General features: G+C 70.9%; 11 protein-coding genes. 10 read left to right on the top strand and 1 reads right to left on the bottom strand.

Annotation, left to right across the window (positions count from 1 at the left end):
• Nucleotides 1-364 precede the first annotated feature (364 nt).
• Nucleotides 365-1699 carry a 4-aminobutyrate--2-oxoglutarate transaminase gene (gabT, locus tag ACWFR3_RS21985; protein WP_453736292.1) on the bottom strand — a complete coding sequence of 445 codons (1335 nt, stop codon included), beginning with the start codon at nt 1697-1699 and terminating at the stop codon, nt 365-367.
• Between the two features lie 289 nt (nt 1700-1988).
• On the opposite strand from gabT, the gene ACWFR3_RS21980 reads away from it, so the two are divergent.
• The 10 genes from ACWFR3_RS21980 (at nt 1989) to ACWFR3_RS21935 (ending at nt 18149) form a co-directional block, all read left to right on the top strand.
• The gene (locus ACWFR3_RS21980) at nt 1989-4394 is read left to right on the top strand and encodes an ATP/GTP-binding protein (RefSeq protein WP_453736291.1); all 2406 of its coding nucleotides are present in this window, start codon (nt 1989-1991) and stop codon (nt 4392-4394) included.
• 204 nt (nt 4395-4598) lie between these two features.
• Nucleotides 4599-6188: a PucR family transcriptional regulator gene (locus ACWFR3_RS21975; RefSeq protein WP_453736290.1), complete on the top strand. Its 1590-nt coding sequence runs from the start codon at nt 4599-4601 to the stop codon at nt 6186-6188.
• Nucleotides 6189-6333: 145 nt separating this feature from the next.
• Nucleotides 6334-7779, top strand: coding sequence for an aldehyde dehydrogenase family protein (locus tag ACWFR3_RS21970; protein ID WP_453736289.1), 1446 nt, complete (start codon nt 6334-6336; stop codon nt 7777-7779).
• Nucleotides 7780-8004: 225 nt separating this feature from the next.
• Nucleotides 8005-9951 carry an acyl-CoA dehydrogenase family protein gene (locus ACWFR3_RS21965; protein WP_453736288.1) on the top strand — a complete coding sequence of 649 codons (1947 nt, stop codon included), beginning with the start codon at nt 8005-8007 and terminating at the stop codon, nt 9949-9951.
• A gap of 109 nt (nt 9952-10060) precedes the next feature.
• Nucleotides 10061-11317: a 1-deoxy-D-xylulose-5-phosphate reductoisomerase gene (gene dxr / locus ACWFR3_RS21960; RefSeq protein WP_453736287.1), complete on the top strand. Its 1257-nt coding sequence runs from the start codon at nt 10061-10063 to the stop codon at nt 11315-11317.
• Entirely contained in the window at nt 11314-12615 is a 1302-nt protein-coding gene (locus ACWFR3_RS21955) for a M50 family metallopeptidase (protein WP_453736286.1), read from the top strand. Before dxr ends, ACWFR3_RS21955 begins: the two co-directional genes overlap by 4 nt.
• Before the next feature lie 163 nt (nt 12616-12778).
• Nucleotides 12779-13936 carry a flavodoxin-dependent (E)-4-hydroxy-3-methylbut-2-enyl-diphosphate synthase gene (gene ispG, locus ACWFR3_RS21950; protein WP_453736285.1) on the top strand — a complete coding sequence of 386 codons (1158 nt, stop codon included), beginning with the start codon at nt 12779-12781 and terminating at the stop codon, nt 13934-13936.
• A 981-nt stretch (nt 13937-14917) separates the two neighbouring features.
• Nucleotides 14918-15766, top strand: coding sequence for a GNAT family N-acetyltransferase (locus ACWFR3_RS21945; protein WP_453736284.1), 849 nt, complete (start codon nt 14918-14920; stop codon nt 15764-15766).
• Between the two features lie 70 nt (nt 15767-15836).
• On the top strand, nt 15837-16382 hold the full coding sequence (locus ACWFR3_RS21940) for a GNAT family N-acetyltransferase (RefSeq protein WP_453736283.1): 546 nt from the start codon (nt 15837-15839) through the stop codon (nt 16380-16382).
• A gap of 69 nt (nt 16383-16451) precedes the next feature.
• The gene (locus ACWFR3_RS21935; protein WP_453736282.1) at nt 16452-18149 is read left to right on the top strand and encodes a proline--tRNA ligase; all 1698 of its coding nucleotides are present in this window, start codon (nt 16452-16454) and stop codon (nt 18147-18149) included.
• Nucleotides 18150-18281 lie beyond the last annotated feature (132 nt).

Here is an 18281-nt window from a genome sequence, read left to right as displayed (position 1 = left end):
CCGGGTGTGTGCGCGAGGGCACGACCAAGACGGGGCTGGGGAGGCTCCGTCCCGGTGTCGCCCACAGTCCCCTGTGGGCGGGGTGTTTCTCTCATCTGCAGAAACCGTACGTCAGGTGGCGACCCGTCCGACAGGCGGAACGGCAACCCGTCATGGGGCCCGCACACGTTCTTCACACGCCCTGACGGTAACCCCAGGTCACTGCTCCTGCACCACGCGAGGTGCGCACACGTCAGGGGCATGTGCCAACACATGCGGAGCCGGGATCTCCCCCATTTCGGGGGCGATCCCGGCTCCGGTGAGCGGTTACGGGCGGTGACGGGCGGTACGGAAGGGGCCGCCGGTCAGACGCCCGCGAACGCGGTCAGACGCGCGCGAACGCCGCCTCGATGATGTCGAGACCCTCGTTCAGGAGGTCCTCGCCGATGACCAGCGGCGGCAGGAAGCGCAGGACGTTGCCGTACGTGCCGCACGTGAGGACGAGCAGGCCCTCCGCGTGGCACGCCTTGGCGAGCGCGGCCGTCGCCTCGGCGTTCGGCTCCTTGGTGGCGCGGTCCTTGACCAGCTCGATGGCGATCATCGCGCCGCGGCCGCGGACGTCGCCGACGATGTCGTACTTCTCCGCGATGGCGTTCAGGCGGGCCTTCATCGTCGCCTCGATGGCCTTGGCCTTGCCGTTGAGGTCGAGCTCCTTCATCGTCTCGATGGCGCCGAGCGCACCGGCGCAGGCCACCGGGTTGCCGCCGTAGGTGCCGCCGAGGCCGCCGGAGTGCGCGGCGTCCATGATCTCGGCGCGGCCCGTGACGGCGGCGAGCGGCAGACCGCCCGCGATGCCCTTGGCGGTCGTGATGAGGTCCGGGACGATGCCCTCGTCCTCGCACGCGAACCACTGGCCGGTGCGGCAGAAGCCGGACTGGATCTCGTCCGCGACGAAGACGATGCCGTTGTCGTTGGCGTACTTCACGATCTCGGGCAGGAAGCCCTTCGCGGGCTCGATGAAGCCGCCCTCGCCGAGCACCGGCTCGATGATGATCGCGGCGACGTTCTCCGCGCCGACCTGCTTGCCGATCTGGTCGATGACCTGCTTGGCGGCCTCGGGTCCGGCGTTCTCCTCGCCGGTCGGCCAGCGGTAGCCGTAGGCCACCGGGACGCGGTAGACCTCGGGCGCGAACGGCCCGAAGCCGTTCTTGTACGGCATGTTCTTGCTGGTCAGCGCCATCGTGAGGTTCGTACGGCCGTGGTAGCCGTGGTCGAAGACGACGACGGCCTGGCGCTTGGTGTGCGCACGGGCGATCTTGACGGCGTTCTCGACGGCCTCGGCGCCCGAGTTGAACAGGGCGCTCTTCTTGGCGTGGTCACCCGGCGTCAGCTCCGCGAGCTGCTCGGCGACGGCGACGTACCCCTCGTAGGGCGTGACCATGAAACAGGTGTGGGTGAAGTCGGCGAGCTGCGCGGTCGCACGGCGTACGACGGCCTCGGCGCTGGCGCCGACCGACGTCACGGCGATGCCGGAGCCGAAGTCGATGAAGCGGTTGCCGTCGACGTCCTCGATGATGCCGCCCCCCGCGCGCGCCGCGAAGACGGGCAGCACGGAACCCACGCCACCGGCGACCGTGGCGGTACGGCGGGCCTGCAGCTCCCGGGACTTCGGCCCGGGAATGGCGGTGACGACGCGGCGCTCCTGCGGAAGTGCGGTCATGGGGTGCTCCTGGGGGTGGGGCGAGGCGGACGCTCGAATGCTTGCTTTCTTCGCAGGTTAGGGGCGCAGGCAAGGGGCGGGCATGCTCCACGGGGGAGTTGTTCGGCGTGGCGGTTGTCCGTGGTGGACATAGCGGCGGGTGGGCGGGGTGCGGCTTTCGTCCCCTGCGGGGGTCGGCGCGGGGCAGGGTGTCCTCGCAGGTCCCGGGCGCGTATTCGATGAACTCCCCCTGTGGGGGCACTAGATTGAGCCGCGAACCAGGAGAACGGCAGTCCAGGGGGCAAGGATCATGGATTCCGACGGCACGCAGGACGCGCACGGCACTCATGCCACCCCCGTGCCCCGCCCCGCGCATGCTCCGCCGCCGGTGCCCGCCGGGCTGCCGCCGGTGCCGCGCAGGCCGCCCGGCGCTCTGTCGGCCGTCGCCGACTGGCTGTCGGCGCCGCGTCCCAAGGCGGCGCTCGGCATCTGGAGGTTCCGGCACGTGCCGCCGGCCGAGAGCGGTGAGGAAGACCGCCGGATGGACCGCGCCCTGCTGGCGGGGGTGCTGATTTCGCTGCTGATCGGGCTGTTCGTCTGGTCGATGTGGCAGCAGCAGTACATCCCCTATCAGCGGCCGCTCATCTGGCTCCTCACCCCGGACGGCTGGTTCCACTCGGGGACCATCAATCCGAACGAGGAGATGTGGCAGGGCAATGAAGCCCTGCAGGCCATCAGCAGCGCGGTCTTCGTGCTGCTGGTGTACGGAGTCGCCCGCCTCGGGAACTGGGCCGAGGCGCTGCGGCATCTCGTCGGCCAAAGGGAACAGCCCAGCCGTGCGCTCCGTGCGGCGGCGGGCGCGCTGATCGTCCTGATGTTCGTCTGGCCGGAGGCCTTCCCCGGCGTCACCTGGGACCCGCTGCCGATCGCCACCGGCGTGATGGCGCTGACCGCGCTGTTCTCGGGCGGCTTCGAGATCTTCGAGAACGCGTTGGTCACGTACGGGCTGTACGCCCTGATCACCGCGGCGGTGCTCTGGCCCTTCGCGAAGCTGGGCGACTGGGCGGGCTTCCTGCGGACGTGGTTCGCCCGTCCGCGGCCGGTCGGCAACGGCGCGGTGCCGGCGCCTCCGCGGCAGCCCGCGCCCGTGGCGTCGCGGGCCCAGTGGCCGGAGCTCAGGGGCGCGGGCCGGGACAGGGCGGCCGACGTGCTGTCCGCCGCGGTGCTGAGCGGTCAGATGAACGACGTCGACTGCGTCCGGGTGCGCCGGGTGTGGAGCACGGCGGACGGGAACCCCGCGCTGCGCGACGCGTTCGACGACATGGTGCTGCGGCAGGGCGGGGCCGCCTGGACGCACCCCTCCGGAGCGCGCGATCTTCCCTCCCGCACGGCGACCCACGACCTGCTGGTCGGGCAGGTCCGCATCGGACGGTGCGTGGCCGAGGACCGCAACCCCGCGGACAGCCGCGGCGCGGGCGTCGCCCTGGACTCCGCTGCCCTCGGCACCTCGCTCCTGGCGGTCGGCCCGTCGGGGTCGGGCAAGACCGAGCGGCTCGTACGCCCGGTCGTGGAGTCCCTCTCCCTGCAGGCGCTCACCAGCCAGTGCGCGGTCGTCGCGGTCTGCGCGGCCGGTACCTCGCTCGGCAGCGACGACGCCTACGACGTGGTCGTCAAGATCGGCGACCCCGGGTCCGTGCACGACTTCGACTTGTACGCGGGTACGTCGGACCCCGACGAGGCCGCGTCCTTCCTGGCCGAGGGGCTCGTCGGCGACCTCCCCGCCGTCGGCAGCCGCCGCGCGGCGACGACGCTGGCCCAGGTGCTCGGCCCCTACTGGGCGGCGTACGGCCGTTTCCCCTCGGTGCCCGCCCTGCGCGAACTGCTCGAAGGCGTGCCCTCGGCCATGTCGGGGCTGCGCGACGCCCTCCGGTCCGACGAGCACGCCGTGATGCGGCGCGAACTCGACGCGAGGGTCCGCCAGCAGGGGAGCGCGGCCGATCCGGGACCGGCGCTCGCCGACCGGCTCGCGCTCCTCGACCGTCCCGCCTTCGCCGACTTCTTCCACTCGGGGAGCGACAGCCCCTTCTCCCTGCGCGCGGTGATGCACCACCCCATGCGCGTGCGCATCGACCTGCCCGAACGCGGGCACGGCGAGGCTTCGCGGCTGATCACGCGTCTCGTCCTTGCCCAGTTCAATGCCGTGGTGCACACGCGCCCCGACCGCGAGCACTTCGTCTGCCTGGTCCTGGACGACGCCACCCGCGCGGTGACCGACGAAACGGTCCAGGGCATCCAGCGCCTGCGGTCCGTGAACGCCGGAGTGGTGCTGGCCCTGCGTACGGTCAGTGACGTACCCGAGGCACTGCAAGGGCCGTTGTACGCGACCGTCGGCTGCCGTATGGCGTTCTCCGGCGTCACCACATGGGACGGCAGACGCTTCGCGGAGGCGTGGGGCACCTCGTGGATCGAGACCCGCGAGGTCGCCCAGCACGCGGTCTTCGCCGATCAGCCGATGACGCGCGCCCTGCACGCCTTGCGCAAACTCGTCACGGGCAAGGCCGTGACGAGGGACGCAGTCACCGTCCGTCAGGTGGAGCGCGAGCGTTGGTCAGCCTCCGAACTGGCGCACGGGGTGCCCGCGGGGCATGCGGTGCTCTCCCTGACGGATGTGCGGGGTGAGCACGCGCCGCCGCTGCTCGTGGATCTTCGGGGGTAGCCGCCGGGGCGCGGACGGGATATGCGTACGGGGTATTCGGTCCCGTACGTACCGTACGGTGAGGCAGAATCGGCACAGGTCGTTCATACGTACCGGCCAAAAGATCCACATCTCGTCCGGGATTCAATGGCCGACCGGCACGCGCGCCTCACCGCCCGCTGCCAGAACTGCCGCCCTGACCTGCTGACCCGACCTGAAGGTCCCATGCCGCCCACGCTCGCCTCCCTCGTCCATCACTCCGCGCTGAAGCTCACCGTGCGCGCGGGTGAGGAACATCTGGACGCGCCCGTGCGCTGGGCGCACGCCAGTGAGCTCACCGACCCCGTGCCCTACATGGAGGGCGGTGAGCTCCTCATGATCACCGCGCTCAAGCTGGACGCGGAGGATCCGGATGCCATGCGCCGCTACGTGAAGCGGCTCGCGGCGGCGGGCGTCGTCGGGCTCGGGTTCGCGGTCGGCGTGCATTACAAGGACATCCCCGAAGCGTTGGTCGACGCCGCCGCGGACGAAGGGCTTCCGCTCCTGGAGGTGCCGCGGCGCACGCCGTTCCTCGCCATCAGCAAGGCCGTGTCCGCCGCCATCGCCGCCGATCAGTACCGCGCGGTGACGGCCGGCTTCGCGGCCCAGCGCGAGCTGACCAAGCAGGCGCTGAGCGACGGCCCCGAGGGGCTGCTCGGCGCGCTCGCCGCGCAGGTGGACGGCTGGGCCGCGCTGTACGACGCGTCCGGCGCCGTCGTCGCCACGGCCCCCGAGTGGGCATCGCGCCGCGCCGCCCGGCTCGTCTCCGACGTCGAGCGGCTTCGCGACCGGGCGGCGCCCGCGAGCGCGGTCGTCGCGGGCGCGGAAGACCGGGTCGAGCTGCATTCGATCGGCACGGGACGGCGCCCGCGCGCCGCGCTCGCCGTCGGCACGGCCTCCACCCTCGGCACCGCCGAGCGGTACGCCCTGCACTCCGCCATAGCGCTCCTGACCCTCACCACGGAGCGCAACCGCTCGCTCCAGGCCGCCGAGGGCAGGGTCGGCTCCGCCGTCCTTCGCATGCTCCTCGCCGGAGAGCCGGAACACGCCCGCACGGTGGCGGGGGAGTTGTACGGCAGCCTGCTCGACGCCCCGTTCCGCCTGGTGGTGGCGGAAGTCCCGTCCTCCGCGGCCCCGGAGGACGGCGACCCCTTCGCCGGGCTCACGGACACCGTCGAATCCGCCGCCGCACGCGCCGGCGAGGCCCTCCTCGTCGTCCCCTACGGCGAACGGCTCGTGCTGCTCGTCGTGGACGGCGGCGCGGGCGCGGCGGCCTGCGTCGCGTACGCGCAGACGCTGGAGGCCGGGCGCTCCGAGGTGCCCGACGGCGGCGCGGGCGACGGGGCCGCACTCCTCCTCGGCCTCTCCGCGCCCGCGGGCCCGATCGCGGCGGCCACCGCCTACAAGCAGGCCGACCAGGCCCTGTCCATCGCCCGGCGCAGGGGGCGCGCGATGGTCGAGCACGAGGACCTCGCCGCGGGCTCGGTCCTGCCGCTGCTCGCCGACGACGCGGTGCGCGCCTTCGCCGACGGTCTGCTGCGCGCCCTGTTCGAACACGACGCCACGGGCCGCGGTGACCTGATCGCCTCCCTGCGCGCCTGGCTCTCGCGCCACGGCCAGTGGGACGCGGCGGCGGCGGACCTGGGCGTCCACCGCCACACGCTGCGCTACCGCATGCGCAGGGTCGAGGAGATCCTGGGCCGCTCCCTGGACGACCCGGACGTCCGCATGGAGCTGTGGCTCTCCCTGAAGGCGACATCGAGCGGTACGGACTGACCCGGGGGGAATTGCTCCCCTGCCAAAGCGGCGCGGCCCCAAAGGGCAGTACTCCGAGTCGGACAAACGTCTCGCACCCTTGCCGCCCCTACGGTGGGGAACGTACCCCCCAAGACACACCTTCGCGGAAGGGCCGGGAATCGACATGACTTCCATCCACGCCTTCTGGCTCGCCGGTCGCCAGACCACCGGTGAGACCACTCTCGACGTCACTTCGCCCTGGGACGGGCGGACCGTCGGCAAGGCTGCCGTCCCGACCGACGCCCAGGTCGAGGAAGCCGTCGCCGCCGCTTACGCCGTGCGCGACGAGTTCGCCGCGACCCCGGCGCACGTGCGGGCCGCCGCCCTCGACCACGTGAGCCGCAGGCTCGTGGAGCGCACGGAAGAGATCGCCCAGCTCATCTCCGCCGAGAACGGCAAGCCGATCAAGTGGGCCCGCGGCGAGGTCGGCCGTGCCGTTTCCGTCTTCCGCTTCGCCTCGGAGGAAGCCCGCCGGTTCAACGGCGGCGAGGCCCAGCGCCTGGACACCGACGCCGGTGGCCAGGGGCGTCTCGCCTTCACGCGCCGCTTCTCCAAGGGTGTCGTCCTCGGGATCGCGCCGTTCAACTTCCCGCTGAACCTCTGCGCCCACAAGATCGCCCCGGCCATCGCGTCCGGCACGCCGATCATCCTCAAGCCGGCGCCGGCGACCCCGCTCTCCGGTCTGCTCATCGGCGAGCTGCTCGCCGAGACCGAGCTGCCCGCAGGGTCCTGGTCGATCCTGCCGGTCGCCAACGACAAGATGCCCGCTCTCGTCCAGGACGAGCGCCTTCCCGTCATCTCCTTCACCGGCTCCGAGAAGGTCGGCTACGCGATCCTGGACTCGGTGCCGCGCAAGCACTGCACCCTGGAGCTCGGCGGAAACGGCGCCGCCGTCGTCCTGTCCGACTTCTCCTCCGACGAGGACCTGGACTGGGCCGCCTCGCGCATCGCGACGTTCTCCAACTACCAGGGCGGCCAGTCCTGCATCTCGGTGCAGCGCGTCATCGCCGACGCCTCCGTGTACGACCGGCTCGTGCCGCGCGTGCTCAAGGCCATCGAGGGACAGAACACCGGCGACCCGTCCGACCCGCAGACCGACGTCGGCCCGCTGGTCAACGAGGACGCCGCCAAGCGCGTGGAGTCCTGGGTCGACGAGGCCGTCCAGGCGGGCGCCCAGCTGCTCGCGGGCGGCAAGCGGGACGGCGCCTCGTACGCGCCGACCGTGCTCGCCGACGTACCGGGCGACGTGACGATCGCCGTCGAGGAGGTCTTCGGCCCGGTCCTCACGATCAAGAAGGTGGACGGCGAGGCGGAGGCGTTCGCCGCCGTCAACGACTCCAAGTACGGCCTCCAGGCGGGCGTCTTCACGCACGACCTGCAGACCGCCTTCCGCGCGCACCGCGCCCTTGAGGTCGGCGGCGTGGTCATCGGCGACGCCCCCTCCTACCGCGCCGACCAGATGCCGTACGGCGGCGTCAAGCAGTCCGGCGTGGGCCGCGAGGGCGTCCGCTTCGCGATGGACGACTACACGTACGAGCGGGTCATGGTCATGACGGGTCTCGATCTCTGATCCGTACGCCGAGTACGACGGCCGGAGCCCACTGTGCGGGGGCTCCGGCCGTTCTCGTGTGCCGGGGCGCCGGACGCCCAAACGCTGCGCGAGGACTGGTGGGCTCCGGACGAATCGGGTACATACGATCCATACGATCGAGTAGCACCAGTCAGTAACCGACCGGGTCAAGATCGGGTCAACCGGAGCCGATCGGCCCCACTCCGCGGCGAGGTGAGCTCCTCAATGCCCGCACAACCCACACCCACTCCCGGTGCGTCCGTCAGCGAACGCGAGGCCCGGCAGGTCGCCGAGGCCGCCCGTGAACAGGACTGGCGCAAGCCCAGCTTCGCCAAGGAACTCTTCCTCGGCCGCTTCCGTCTCGACCTGATCCACCCGCACCCCCTGCCCGCCGACGAGGACGCCCGGCGCGGCGAGGAGTTCCTCGCCAAGCTCCGCGACTTCTGCGAGACGAAGATCGACTCGGCCCGCATCGAGCGCGAGGCGCAGATCCCCGACGAGGTGCTCAACGGCCTCAAGGAACTCGGCGCGCTCGGCATGAAGATCGACACGAAGTACGGCGGGCTCGGCCTCACGCAGGTGTACTACAACAAGGCGCTGGCTCTGGTCGGTTCCGCGAGCCCGGCGATCGGCGCGCTGCTCTCCGCCCACCAGTCGATCGGCGTACCCCAGCCGCTCAAGCAGTTCGGCACGCAGGAGCAGAAGGACGAGTTCCTGCCGCGCTGCGCCCGTACGGACATCAGCGCGTTCCTGCTGACCGAACCGGACGTCGGCTCCGACCCGGCCCGCATGGCGATGGCGGCCGTCCCGGACGGCGACGAGTACGTCCTGGACGGCGTGAAGCTCTGGACCACGAACGGCGTCGTGGCGGACCTCCTGGTCGTCATGGCGCGCGTACCGAAGTCCGAGGGCCACAAGGGCGGCATCACGGCCTTCGTGGTGGAGGCCGCGGCCGAGGGCATCACCGTCGAGAACCGCAACGCCTTCATGGGCCTGCGCGGCCTGGAGAACGGCGTGACCCGCTTCCACCAGGTCCGCGTCCCCGCCGCGCACCGCATCGGTCCGGAGGGCGCGGGCCTGAAGATCGCCCTGACGACCCTCAACACCGGGCGCCTCTCGCTGCCCGCGATGTGTGTCGGCGCGGGCAAGTGGTGCCTGAAGATCGCCCGCGAGTGGTCGGGCGCACGGGAGCAGTGGGGCAAGCCGGTCGCGCTGCACGAGGCGGTCGGCGCGAAGATCTCCTTCATCGCGGCGACGACCTTCGCTCTGGAGGCCGTACTCGACCTCTCCTCGCAGATGGCGGACGAGGACCGCAACGACATCCGCATCGAGGCGGCGCTCGCCAAGCTGTACGGCTCCGAGATGGGCTGCCTGATCGCGGACGAACTGGTGCAGATCCGCGGCGGCCGCGGCTTCGAGACCGCCGAGTCCCTCGCGGCCCGCGGCGAACGCGCGGTCCCGGCGGAACAGGTCCTGCGCGACCTGCGCATCAACCGCATCTTCGAGGGCTCGACGGAGATCATGCACCTGCTCATCGCCCGCGAGGCGGTGGACGCGCACCTCAAGGTGGCCGGCGACCTGATCGACCCGGACAAGTCGCTCTCCGACAAGGCGAAGGCGGGCGCGAAGGCGGGGGGCTTCTACGCCCGCTGGCTGCCGAAGCTGGTCACGGGCCCGGGCCAGCTCCCGAGCTCGTACTCCGAATTCCACCCCAGCGGCCACGCGGACCTCTCCCCGCACCTGCGCTACGTGGAGCGCAACGCCCGCAAGCTGGCCCGCTCGACGTTCTACGCGATGTCGCGCTGGCAGGGAAAGATGGAGACCAAGCAGGGCTTCCTGGGCCGCGTGGTCGACATCGGCGCCGAACTCTTCGCGATGAGCGCGGCGTGCGTACGCGCCGAGCTCCTGCGGACGACGGAGGACCACGGCCGCGAGGCCTACCAACTGGCCGACACGTTCTGCCACCAGTCCCGCATCCGCGTCGACGAGCTCTTCGACCGGCTGTGGACCAACACGGACGACATCGACCGCAAGGTGGTCAAGGGCGTCCTGTCCGGCACGTACACGTGGCTGGAATCCGGCGTCGTCGACCCCAGCGGCGAGGGCCCCTGGATCGCGGACGCGACCCCGGGCGCCAGCACCTGGGAGAACGTCCACCGGCCGATCCGCTGACGGATTTCCGGGGCGTTCCCTCCCGGGGGAACGCCCCGGAACGCAACTTCGGGCACCCGGATCGGGGCGCAGTGTCTCCTCACACCGCCGCCCAGGCAAGAATGGGGGGATGAGCGACAGTCCAGCCCCCCTCGCCGACCCGCATCTCGTCTTCGACCCCGTCGTGACGGACGGTCCGCGGGACATCGTCATCCTCGGCTCGACCGGGTCGATCGGCACCCAGGCCATCGACCTCGTCCTGCGCAACCCCCGTCGCTTCCGCGTCACCGCGCTCTCCGCCGCCGGCGGCCGCGTATCGCTGCTCGCCGAGCAGGCCAGGCAGCTGCGGGTGCGGACCGTCGCGGTGGCCCGCGAGGACGTCGTACCGGCGCTGCGCGAGGCACTGAAGGGGCAGTACGGCACTGAGCCGCTGCCCGAGATCCTCGCCGGGCCCGAGGCGGCCACACAGCTCGCCGCATCGGAGTGCCACACCGTCCTGAACGGCATCACGGGATCCATCGGGCTCGCGCCCACCCTCGCCGCGCTCGAAGCGGGCCGCACGCTGGCCCTCGCCAACAAGGAGTCGCTGATCGTCGGCGGCCCGCTGGTGAAGGCGCTCGCCAAGCCGGGGCAGATCATCCCCGTCGACTCCGAGCACGCCGCGCTCTTCCAGGCGCTCGCCGCGGGGACCCGCGCCGACGTGCGCAAGCTGGTCGTCACGGCCTCCGGCGGCCCGTTCCGCGGACGTACGAAGGCCGATCTGGCGAACGTCACGCCGAAGGACGCGCTCGCGCACCCGACCTGGGCCATGGGCCCGGTCATTACCGTCAACTCCGCGACGCTCGTCAACAAGGGCCTGGAAGTCATCGAGGCGCACCTCCTCTACGACATCCCCTTCGAGCGCATCGAGGTCGTCGTCCACCCGCAGTCCTACGTGCACTCCATGGTCGAGTTCACCGACGGATCGACGCTGGCCCAGGCCACGCCGCCCGACATGGGCGGCCCGATCGCCATCGGCATCGGCTGGCCCGAGCGCGTGCCGGACGCCGCCCCCGCCTTCGACTGGACCAAGGCGTCGAGCTGGGAGTTCTTCCCCCTCGACAACGACGCTTTTCCGTCGGTCGGGCTCGCCCGGCATGTGGGCAAGCTCGCGGGCACGGCCCCGGCAGTGTTCAATGCCGCCAACGAGGAGTGCGTGGACGCGTTCTTGAACGGCGCCCTGCCCTTCAACGGGATCATGGAGACCGTGACGGAGGTCGTGGCCGAACACGGCACACCGTCCGCGGGAACTTCCCTGACCGTCGCGGACGTCCTCGAAGCGGAGACCTGGGCACGCGCCCGGGCACGTGAACTGACGGCGAAGGCGACCGCGGAGGCCCGCGCATGACGACCTTGATGATGATCCTCGGCATAGTCGTCTTCGCGGTCGGGCTGCTGTTCTCGATCGCCTGGCACGAGCTGGGCCACCTGTCGACCGCCAAGCTGTTCGGCATCCGCGTGCCGCAGTACATGGTCGGCTTCGGCCCGACGATCTTCTCGCGCAAGAAGGGCGACACCGAGTACGGCATCAAGGCCATCCCCCTCGGCGGCTACATCCGCATGATCGGCATGTTCCCGCCGGGCCCGGACGGCCGCATAGAGGCACGCTCCACGTCCCCCTGGCGCGGCATGATCGAGGACGCGCGGTCGGCCGCCTTCGAGGAGCTCAAGCCCGGCGACGAGACCCGCCTCTTCTACACGCGCAAGCCGTGGAAGCGCGTGATCGTGATGTTCGCGGGCCCGTTCATGAACCTCATCCTCGCCGTGGCGATCTTCCTCGGCGTGATGATGACCTTCGGCATCAGCACCCAGACGACGACGGTCGGCAAGGTGTCCGACTGCGTCATCCAGCAGAGCGAGAACCGCTCCAAGTGCGAGAAGGGCGACACGGCCGCGCCCGCCAAGGCGGCAGGACTGAAGCTCGGCGACAAGATCGTGGCCTTCCAGGGGCAGCCCGTCGACGACTGGTCCGCGCTCCAGGGCAAGATCCGCGAGACCATCGGCCCGGCCACCATCACGGTCGAGCGCGACGGCAAGCAGGTCGACCTGCACGCGAACCTGATCAAGAACCAGGTCAGCAAGACGGACGGCGACGGCGGCTACGTGGAGGGCAAGTACGTCTACGCGGGCTTCCTCGGCTTCACCCCCGCCACCGGCATCGTCAAGCAGGGCTTCGGCGACTCCGTGAACCGTATGGGCGACATGATGGAGAACGGCGTCGAGTCGCTCGTCGCCCTCCCCTCCAAGGTCCCCGACCTGTGGGACGCGGCCTTCGGGGACGGCGACCGCAAGCAGGACTCCCCGATGGGCGTCGTCGGTGCGGCCCGCGTCGGCGGCGAGGTCTTCACCCTCGACATCCCGCCGGAGAACCAGATCGCGATGATGCTGTTCCTGGTCGCGGGCTTCAACCTCTCCCTGTTCCTGTTCAACATGCTGCCGCTCCTGCCCCTGGACGGCGGGCACATCGCGGGCGCAGTGTGGGAGTCGCTGCGACGCAACGCGGCCAAGCTCCTGAAGCGGCCCGACCCGGGCCCCTTCGACGTCGCGAAGCTGATGCCGGTGGCCTATGTGGTGGCCGGAATCTTCATCTGCTTCACGATCCTTGTTCTGATCGCGGATGTAGTTAACCCGGTAAGAATCTCCTGATAACGCGAAGTTTGCGGCGGCCGGGCACTCTATGTGTCCGGTCGCCCACCATTGGGTGGACTTGGGGACGGGGTGTGCTCGGGCCCTGCGGGGTGCCGTAATCTCGAAGCCTGGAGCCCGCCGATCTCGGGACCTTGATCCACACCTTGGGGATGCACGCCAGATGACTGCCGTTTCTCTCGGAATCCCGTCCGTACCGACCAAGCTCGCCGACCGCAGGGTCAGCCGCAAGATCCAGGTCGGTACGGTCGCCGTCGGCGGGGACGCACCGGTGTCGGTGCAGTCGATGACGACGACGCGTACGTCCGACATCGGGGCGACGCTGCAGCAGATCGCGGAGCTGACCGCGTCCGGTTGCCAGATCGTGCGGGTCGCGTGCCCGACGCAGGACGACGCGGACGCGCTGGCGACCATCGCGCGCAAGTCGCAGATCCCGGTGATCGCCGACATTCACTTCCAGCCGAAGTACGTCTTCGCGGCGATCGACGCGGGTTGTGCCGCGGTCCGGGTGAACCCGGGCAACATCAAGCAGTTCGACGACAAGGTCAAGGAGATCGCGCGGGCCGCGAACGATGCGGGTACGCCGATCCGGATCGGTGTCAACGCGGGTTCGCTGGACGCGCGCCTGCTCCAGAAGTACGGCAAGGCCACCCCGGAGGCGCTGGTCGAGTCCGCCCTGTGGGAGGCGTCGCTCTTCGAGGAGCACGGCTTCAGCGACATCAAGATCTCGGTCAAGCACAACGACCCGGTGGTCATGGTCAACGCCTACCGCCAGCTGGCTGCGGCCTGTGACTATCCGCTGCACCTGGGTGTGACCGAGGCGGGTCCGGCCTTCCAGGGCACGATCAAGTCGGCGGTGGCCTTCGGCGCGCTGCTCTCCGAGGGCATCGGCGACACGATCCGCGTCTCCCTCTCGGCCCCGCCGGTGGAGGAGATCAAGGTCGGCCTCCAGATCCTGGAGTCCCTCAACCTCAAGCCGCGCCGCCTGGAGATCGTCTCCTGCCCGTCCTGCGGCCGTGCCCAGGTGGACGTGTACAAGCTGGCCGAGGAGGTTACGGCGGGCCTGGACGGCATGGAGGTCCCCCTCCGCGTCGCCGTCATGGGCTGCGTCGTGAACGGCCCCGGCGAGGCCCGCGAGGCCGACCTCGGCGTCGCCTCCGGCAACGGCAAGGGCCAGATCTTCGTCAAGGGCGAGGTCATCAAGACCGTCCCCGAGTCGAAGATCGTGGAGACCCTCATCGAAGAGGCGATGAAGATCGCCGAGCAGATGGAGAAGGACGGCATCCCGTCGGGCGAGCCGACGGTGGCCATCGCGGGCTAGTCCGCTGCGCTCGGCCTGAACCACGACGTGTGGGCCCCGCCACCACTCGGTGGCGGGGCCCACACGTGCCCTGGCCCCTGCGCCTCGAACCCACACCAATCCGGCCCCGCCACTCCGAACTGGCCCCGCTGCTCCGGTCCGGCCCCGCCACCCCGATCCGGCCCCGCCACTCCGGTCTGGCCCCGCTGCTCCGGTCTGGCCCTGCCACTCCGGTCCGGCGCCGCCACTTCGATCCGGCCCCGCTGCTCCGGCCTGTCCCGCCGCTTCGCGACGGATGTGGCCCGCCCGCTTCCGGTCTGGACGGCCGCTCCGGGGATGCCGCCCGCGCACTCCCGGTCTGGACCGCCGCTGCGCGGATGTCGCGCGCCCTCGCCTGGTCTGCCCCTCCGATTCGCGGCGGATGTGGCCTGACCTCGCCCGGGCTGGACCGCCGCTTCGCGCCGGATGTCTCCCGCCCACCCGCCCGATTACCCAGGGTGCTCGGGTGGGTGGGCGGGAAAGATCCGCCGCGAAGCGGCGAAAAGGCTCCGGCCCCACCGGCCAGTACCCGCCGCCGGCGAGCCACCCCGCAGAACAAAAGGCCCCCGCCAGAAGCAAGCACTCGCCGCCGGCGAGCCACCCCGCAGGACGAAAGGCCCCCGCACAAGGCGCCCCCGCCAGAAGCAAGCACCCGCCAGCGGCGAGGAGCCCCACAGGGCAGAAGGCCTCCGCGCAAGACGCCCCCGCCAGAAGCAAGGACAGGCCGCCGGCGAGGAGCCCCCCAGGGCAACAGGCACCGCACAAGGCCCCCCGCCAGGAGCAAACACCGGCCGGAGGCGAGTAACCGTCCAGGGCAAAAGGCGCCCCGCACAAGGCACCCCCGCCAGGAGCAAGAACCGGCCGGAGGCGAGTAACCCCCGAGGACAAAAGGCACCCCGCACAAGGCGCCCCCGCCAGGTACAGTGCGGAGATCAGCAGACTGTCATGGTGAGGCCCCCGCACGTGTTGACTCAGACCACCACCAGGGTCCTTGAACCGAGTGACCTGGACGCCGCGCTCGCTGTGCTCGACCGCGAGCCGGTGGCCAACGCCTTCGTGACCTCGCGGGTCCGCGTCGCGGGCCTCGACCCGTGGCGGCTCGGCGGCGAGATGTGGGGCTGGTACCAGGACGGAATGCTGGAGTCGCTCTGCTACGCCGGAGCGAACCTCGTCCCCATCTGCGCGACCCCGCGAGCAATCCGCGCCTTCGCGGACCGCGCCCGCAGGGCAGGCCGCCGCTGCTCCTCCATAGTCGGCCCCGCCGAGCCCACCGCCCAGCTCTGGCGCCTCCTCGAACCCTCCTGGGGCCCCGCCCGCGAAGTCCGCGCCCAGCAGCCCCTGATGGTCACCGACCGGCTCCCGGCGGACATCGAACCCGATCCGTACGTCCGTCGCGTCCGCAAGGACGAGATGGAGACGATCATGCCCGCGTGCGTGGCGATGTTCACCGAGGAGGTCGGCATCTCGCCCCTCGCGGGCGACGGCGGCCTGCTCTACCAGGCCCGCGTCGCCGAACTGGTGGGCGCGGGCCGATCGTTCGCTCGCCTCGACCGCGACGGCAAGGTCATCTTCAAGGCCGAGATCGGCGCGGCCACGGCGCAGGCCTGCCAGGTGCAGGGCGTCTGGGTGGCCCCCGAGTACCGCGGCCAGGGCTACGCGGCCCCCGGCATGGCAGCCGTCCTGCGCTACGCCCTGGAGGACGTCTCCCCGGTCGTCAGCCTCTACGTCAACGACTTCAACACCGCGGCCAGAGCGGCGTACCGGCGCGTGGGCTTCCAAGAAGTCGGGGCGTTCATGAGCGTCCTGTTCTAGCTCCCCCACGACTCCCGCGACCCGCACCGCGCCCCTCACCTACACGCTTTCGCGAGTTAAAGTTCGGCGCATGACTGACGACGTCGCGATCGGGCCCCTGGACCTCGCCACGCACGTGGACGAGGCGCTGCGGGTGCAGGCCCACGCCTTCGGGCTCAGCGACGACGAGGTGTCCGTACGGCGACAGATCGTGCTGCGGCACATCACCTACCCCGGCGCCCGCGCCCTGGGTGCCACCACCCCCGAGGGACGGCTCGTCGGCTTCGTCTACGGCATGCCCAACGACCGCGGCCACTGGTGGTCCACGGTCGTCGAGCCGTATCTGCGCGCCGGTGGCCTGGACGGATGGCTCGACGACTCCTTCGTGATCACCGAGCTCCACGTACAGCCCGGATACCAGAACCGCGGGGTGGGCCGCACCCTGATCACCACCATCACGGACGCCGCCCGCCAGCCCCGCTCGATCCTCTCCGCGATCGACACGGAGAGCCCCGCACGCGGCCTCTACCGCTCCCTCGGATACGCGGACCTGGCCCGGAACGTCCAGTTCCCCAGCGCCTCCAGGCCGTACGCGGTGATGGGCGCTCCGCTGCCGCTCAGGCGGCCGGGAACCTAACCGATTTCCGCCCGCGCCCACGCCCCGCGTAACCTCCTGCTCATCAACCTTTCCACGCAGGAGTTCACCATGGCCCAGGTCCAGCGCATGTCCCGATTGATGATCAAGACACTGCGCGACGACCCGGCGGACGCCGAGACGCTCAACCACAAGCTCCTCGTCCGGGCCGGATACGTCCGCCGCACCGCCGCAGGCATCTGGTCCTGGCTGCCGCTCGGCAAGAAGGTCCTGGAGAACATCACGCACGTCGTGCGCGAGGAGATGGACGCCATCGGCGCCCAGGAAGTCCTCCTGCCCGCGCTCCTGCCCAAGGAGTCGTACGACGCCACGGGCCGCTACGACGAGTACGGCGACCTGCTGTTCCGCCTCAAGGACCGCAAGGGCGCCGACTACCTCCTCGGCCCCACGCACGAGGAGATCTTCACCCAGATCGTCAAGGACCAGTGCTCGTCCTACAAGGACCTGCCGGTGATCCTGTACCAGATCCAGACGAAGTACCGCGACGAGGCCCGCCCCCGCGCCGGTGTGCTCCGCGGTCGCGAGTTCCAGATGAAGGACTCGTACTCCTTCGACACCACGGACGAGGGCCTCGCCGAGTCCTACGCCCTGCACCGCGCCGCGTACATCAAGATCTTCGAGCGTCTCGGTCTCGACCACCGCATCGTCTCCGCCGTCTCCGGCGCGATGGGCGGCTCGGCCTCCGAGGAGTTCCTGGCGCCCGCGCCCGCCGGTGAGGACACCTTCGTGGACTGCCCCGCGTGCGACTACGCGGCCAACACGGAGGCGGTCTCCTTCGTCGTCACCGAGACCGCCGACGGCTCGGCGCACGGCCCCGTCGAGGACCTGGACACCCCCGACACCCCGACCATCGAGACCCTCGCGGCCCACCTCGGCGTGCCCGCGTCCGCGACCCTGAAGAACCTCCTGGTCAAGGTTGACGGCGAGATCGTTGCCGTGGGCGTGCCCGGTGACCGCGAGGTCGACCTCGGCAAGCTCGGCGAGCACCTGGCGCCCGCCGTCGTCGAACTGGTGACGGCCGAGGACTTCGAGGGCCGCGACGACCTCGTACGCGGCTACGTCGGCCCGCAGGGCCTGGAGAAGGTCCGCTACATCGCCGACCCGCGGGTGGCGGCCGGCACGGCCTGGATCACCGGCGCGAACAAGATCAACACGCACGCGAAGAACGTCGTCGCGGGCCGTGACTTCGAGGTCAACGAGTACCTCGACGTCGTGGTCGTCGAAGAGGGCGACCCCTGCCCCAAGTGCGGCACCGGTCTCAAGCTGGACCGCGCCATCGAGATCGGCCACATCTTCCAGCTCGGCCGCAAGTTCGCCGACGCCTTCCAGCTGGACGTCCTGGGCCAGCAGGGCAAGCCGGTCCGCGTGACCATGGGCTCGTACGGCATCGGCGTCTCGCGCGCGGTGGCGGCGCTCGCCGAGCAGACCGCGGACGACAAGGGTCTGTGCTGGCCCAAGGAGATCGCCCCCGCCGACGTCCACGTGGTGGCCGCGGGCAAGGCGCTCCAGACGGAGCTGGCCCTGGACGTCTCCGAGCAGCTGAACGCGGCGGGCGTACGGGTCCTGGTCGACGACCGGGCAGGCGTCTCGCCCGGCGTGAAGTTCACCGACGCGGAGCTGATCGGGGTCCCGCAGATCCTGGTGGCGGGGCGTCGCTCCGCCGAGGGCGTCGTGGAGCTGAAGGACCGCAGGACGGGCGAGCGCGAGGAGCTCACCGTGGCTGAGGCGGTTGCGCGGCTGACTGCCTGAGCCGGCTGGGGCGGGGGCCCTGCGGGGCTCTCCCCAATCCCGCCCCTTCCCGCTGCATCTGATGTGCGGCTCCGCCGCGTGGCATGGGGCTCCGCCCCCTGGACCCCCGAAAAGATGGCCTCAAACGCCGGC

The sequence above is a fragment of the Streptomyces sp. NPDC055189 genome, assembly GCF_053606765.1.
This window is presented reverse-complemented; position numbering and strand designations above follow the sequence as displayed.

What these genes read in the sequence shown, in the direction of transcription:
- ACWFR3_RS21970 (WP_453736289.1), top strand. Translation starts at nt 6,334, where the DNA reads ATGACTTCCATCCACGCCTTCTGGCTCGCCGGTCGCCAGACCACCGGT.
- ACWFR3_RS21955 (WP_453736286.1), top strand. Translation starts at nt 11,314, where the DNA reads ATGACGACCTTGATGATGATCCTCGGCATAGTCGTCTTCGCGGTCGGG.
- ispG (WP_453736285.1), top strand. Translation starts at nt 12,779, where the DNA reads ATGACTGCCGTTTCTCTCGGAATCCCGTCCGTACCGACCAAGCTCGCC.
- gabT (WP_453736292.1), bottom strand. Translation starts at nt 1,699, where the DNA reads ATGACCGCACTTCCGCAGGAGCGCCGCGTCGTCACCGCCATTCCCGGG.
- ACWFR3_RS21935 (WP_453736282.1), top strand. Translation starts at nt 16,452, where the DNA reads ATGGCCCAGGTCCAGCGCATGTCCCGATTGATGATCAAGACACTGCGC.
- ACWFR3_RS21975 (WP_453736290.1), top strand. Translation starts at nt 4,599, where the DNA reads ATGCCGCCCACGCTCGCCTCCCTCGTCCATCACTCCGCGCTGAAGCTC.
- ACWFR3_RS21980 (WP_453736291.1), top strand. Translation starts at nt 1,989, where the DNA reads ATGGATTCCGACGGCACGCAGGACGCGCACGGCACTCATGCCACCCCC.
- ACWFR3_RS21965 (WP_453736288.1), top strand. Translation starts at nt 8,005, where the DNA reads ATGCCCGCACAACCCACACCCACTCCCGGTGCGTCCGTCAGCGAACGC.
- dxr (WP_453736287.1), top strand. Translation starts at nt 10,061, where the DNA reads ATGAGCGACAGTCCAGCCCCCCTCGCCGACCCGCATCTCGTCTTCGAC.
- ACWFR3_RS21940 (WP_453736283.1), top strand. Translation starts at nt 15,837, where the DNA reads ATGACTGACGACGTCGCGATCGGGCCCCTGGACCTCGCCACGCACGTG.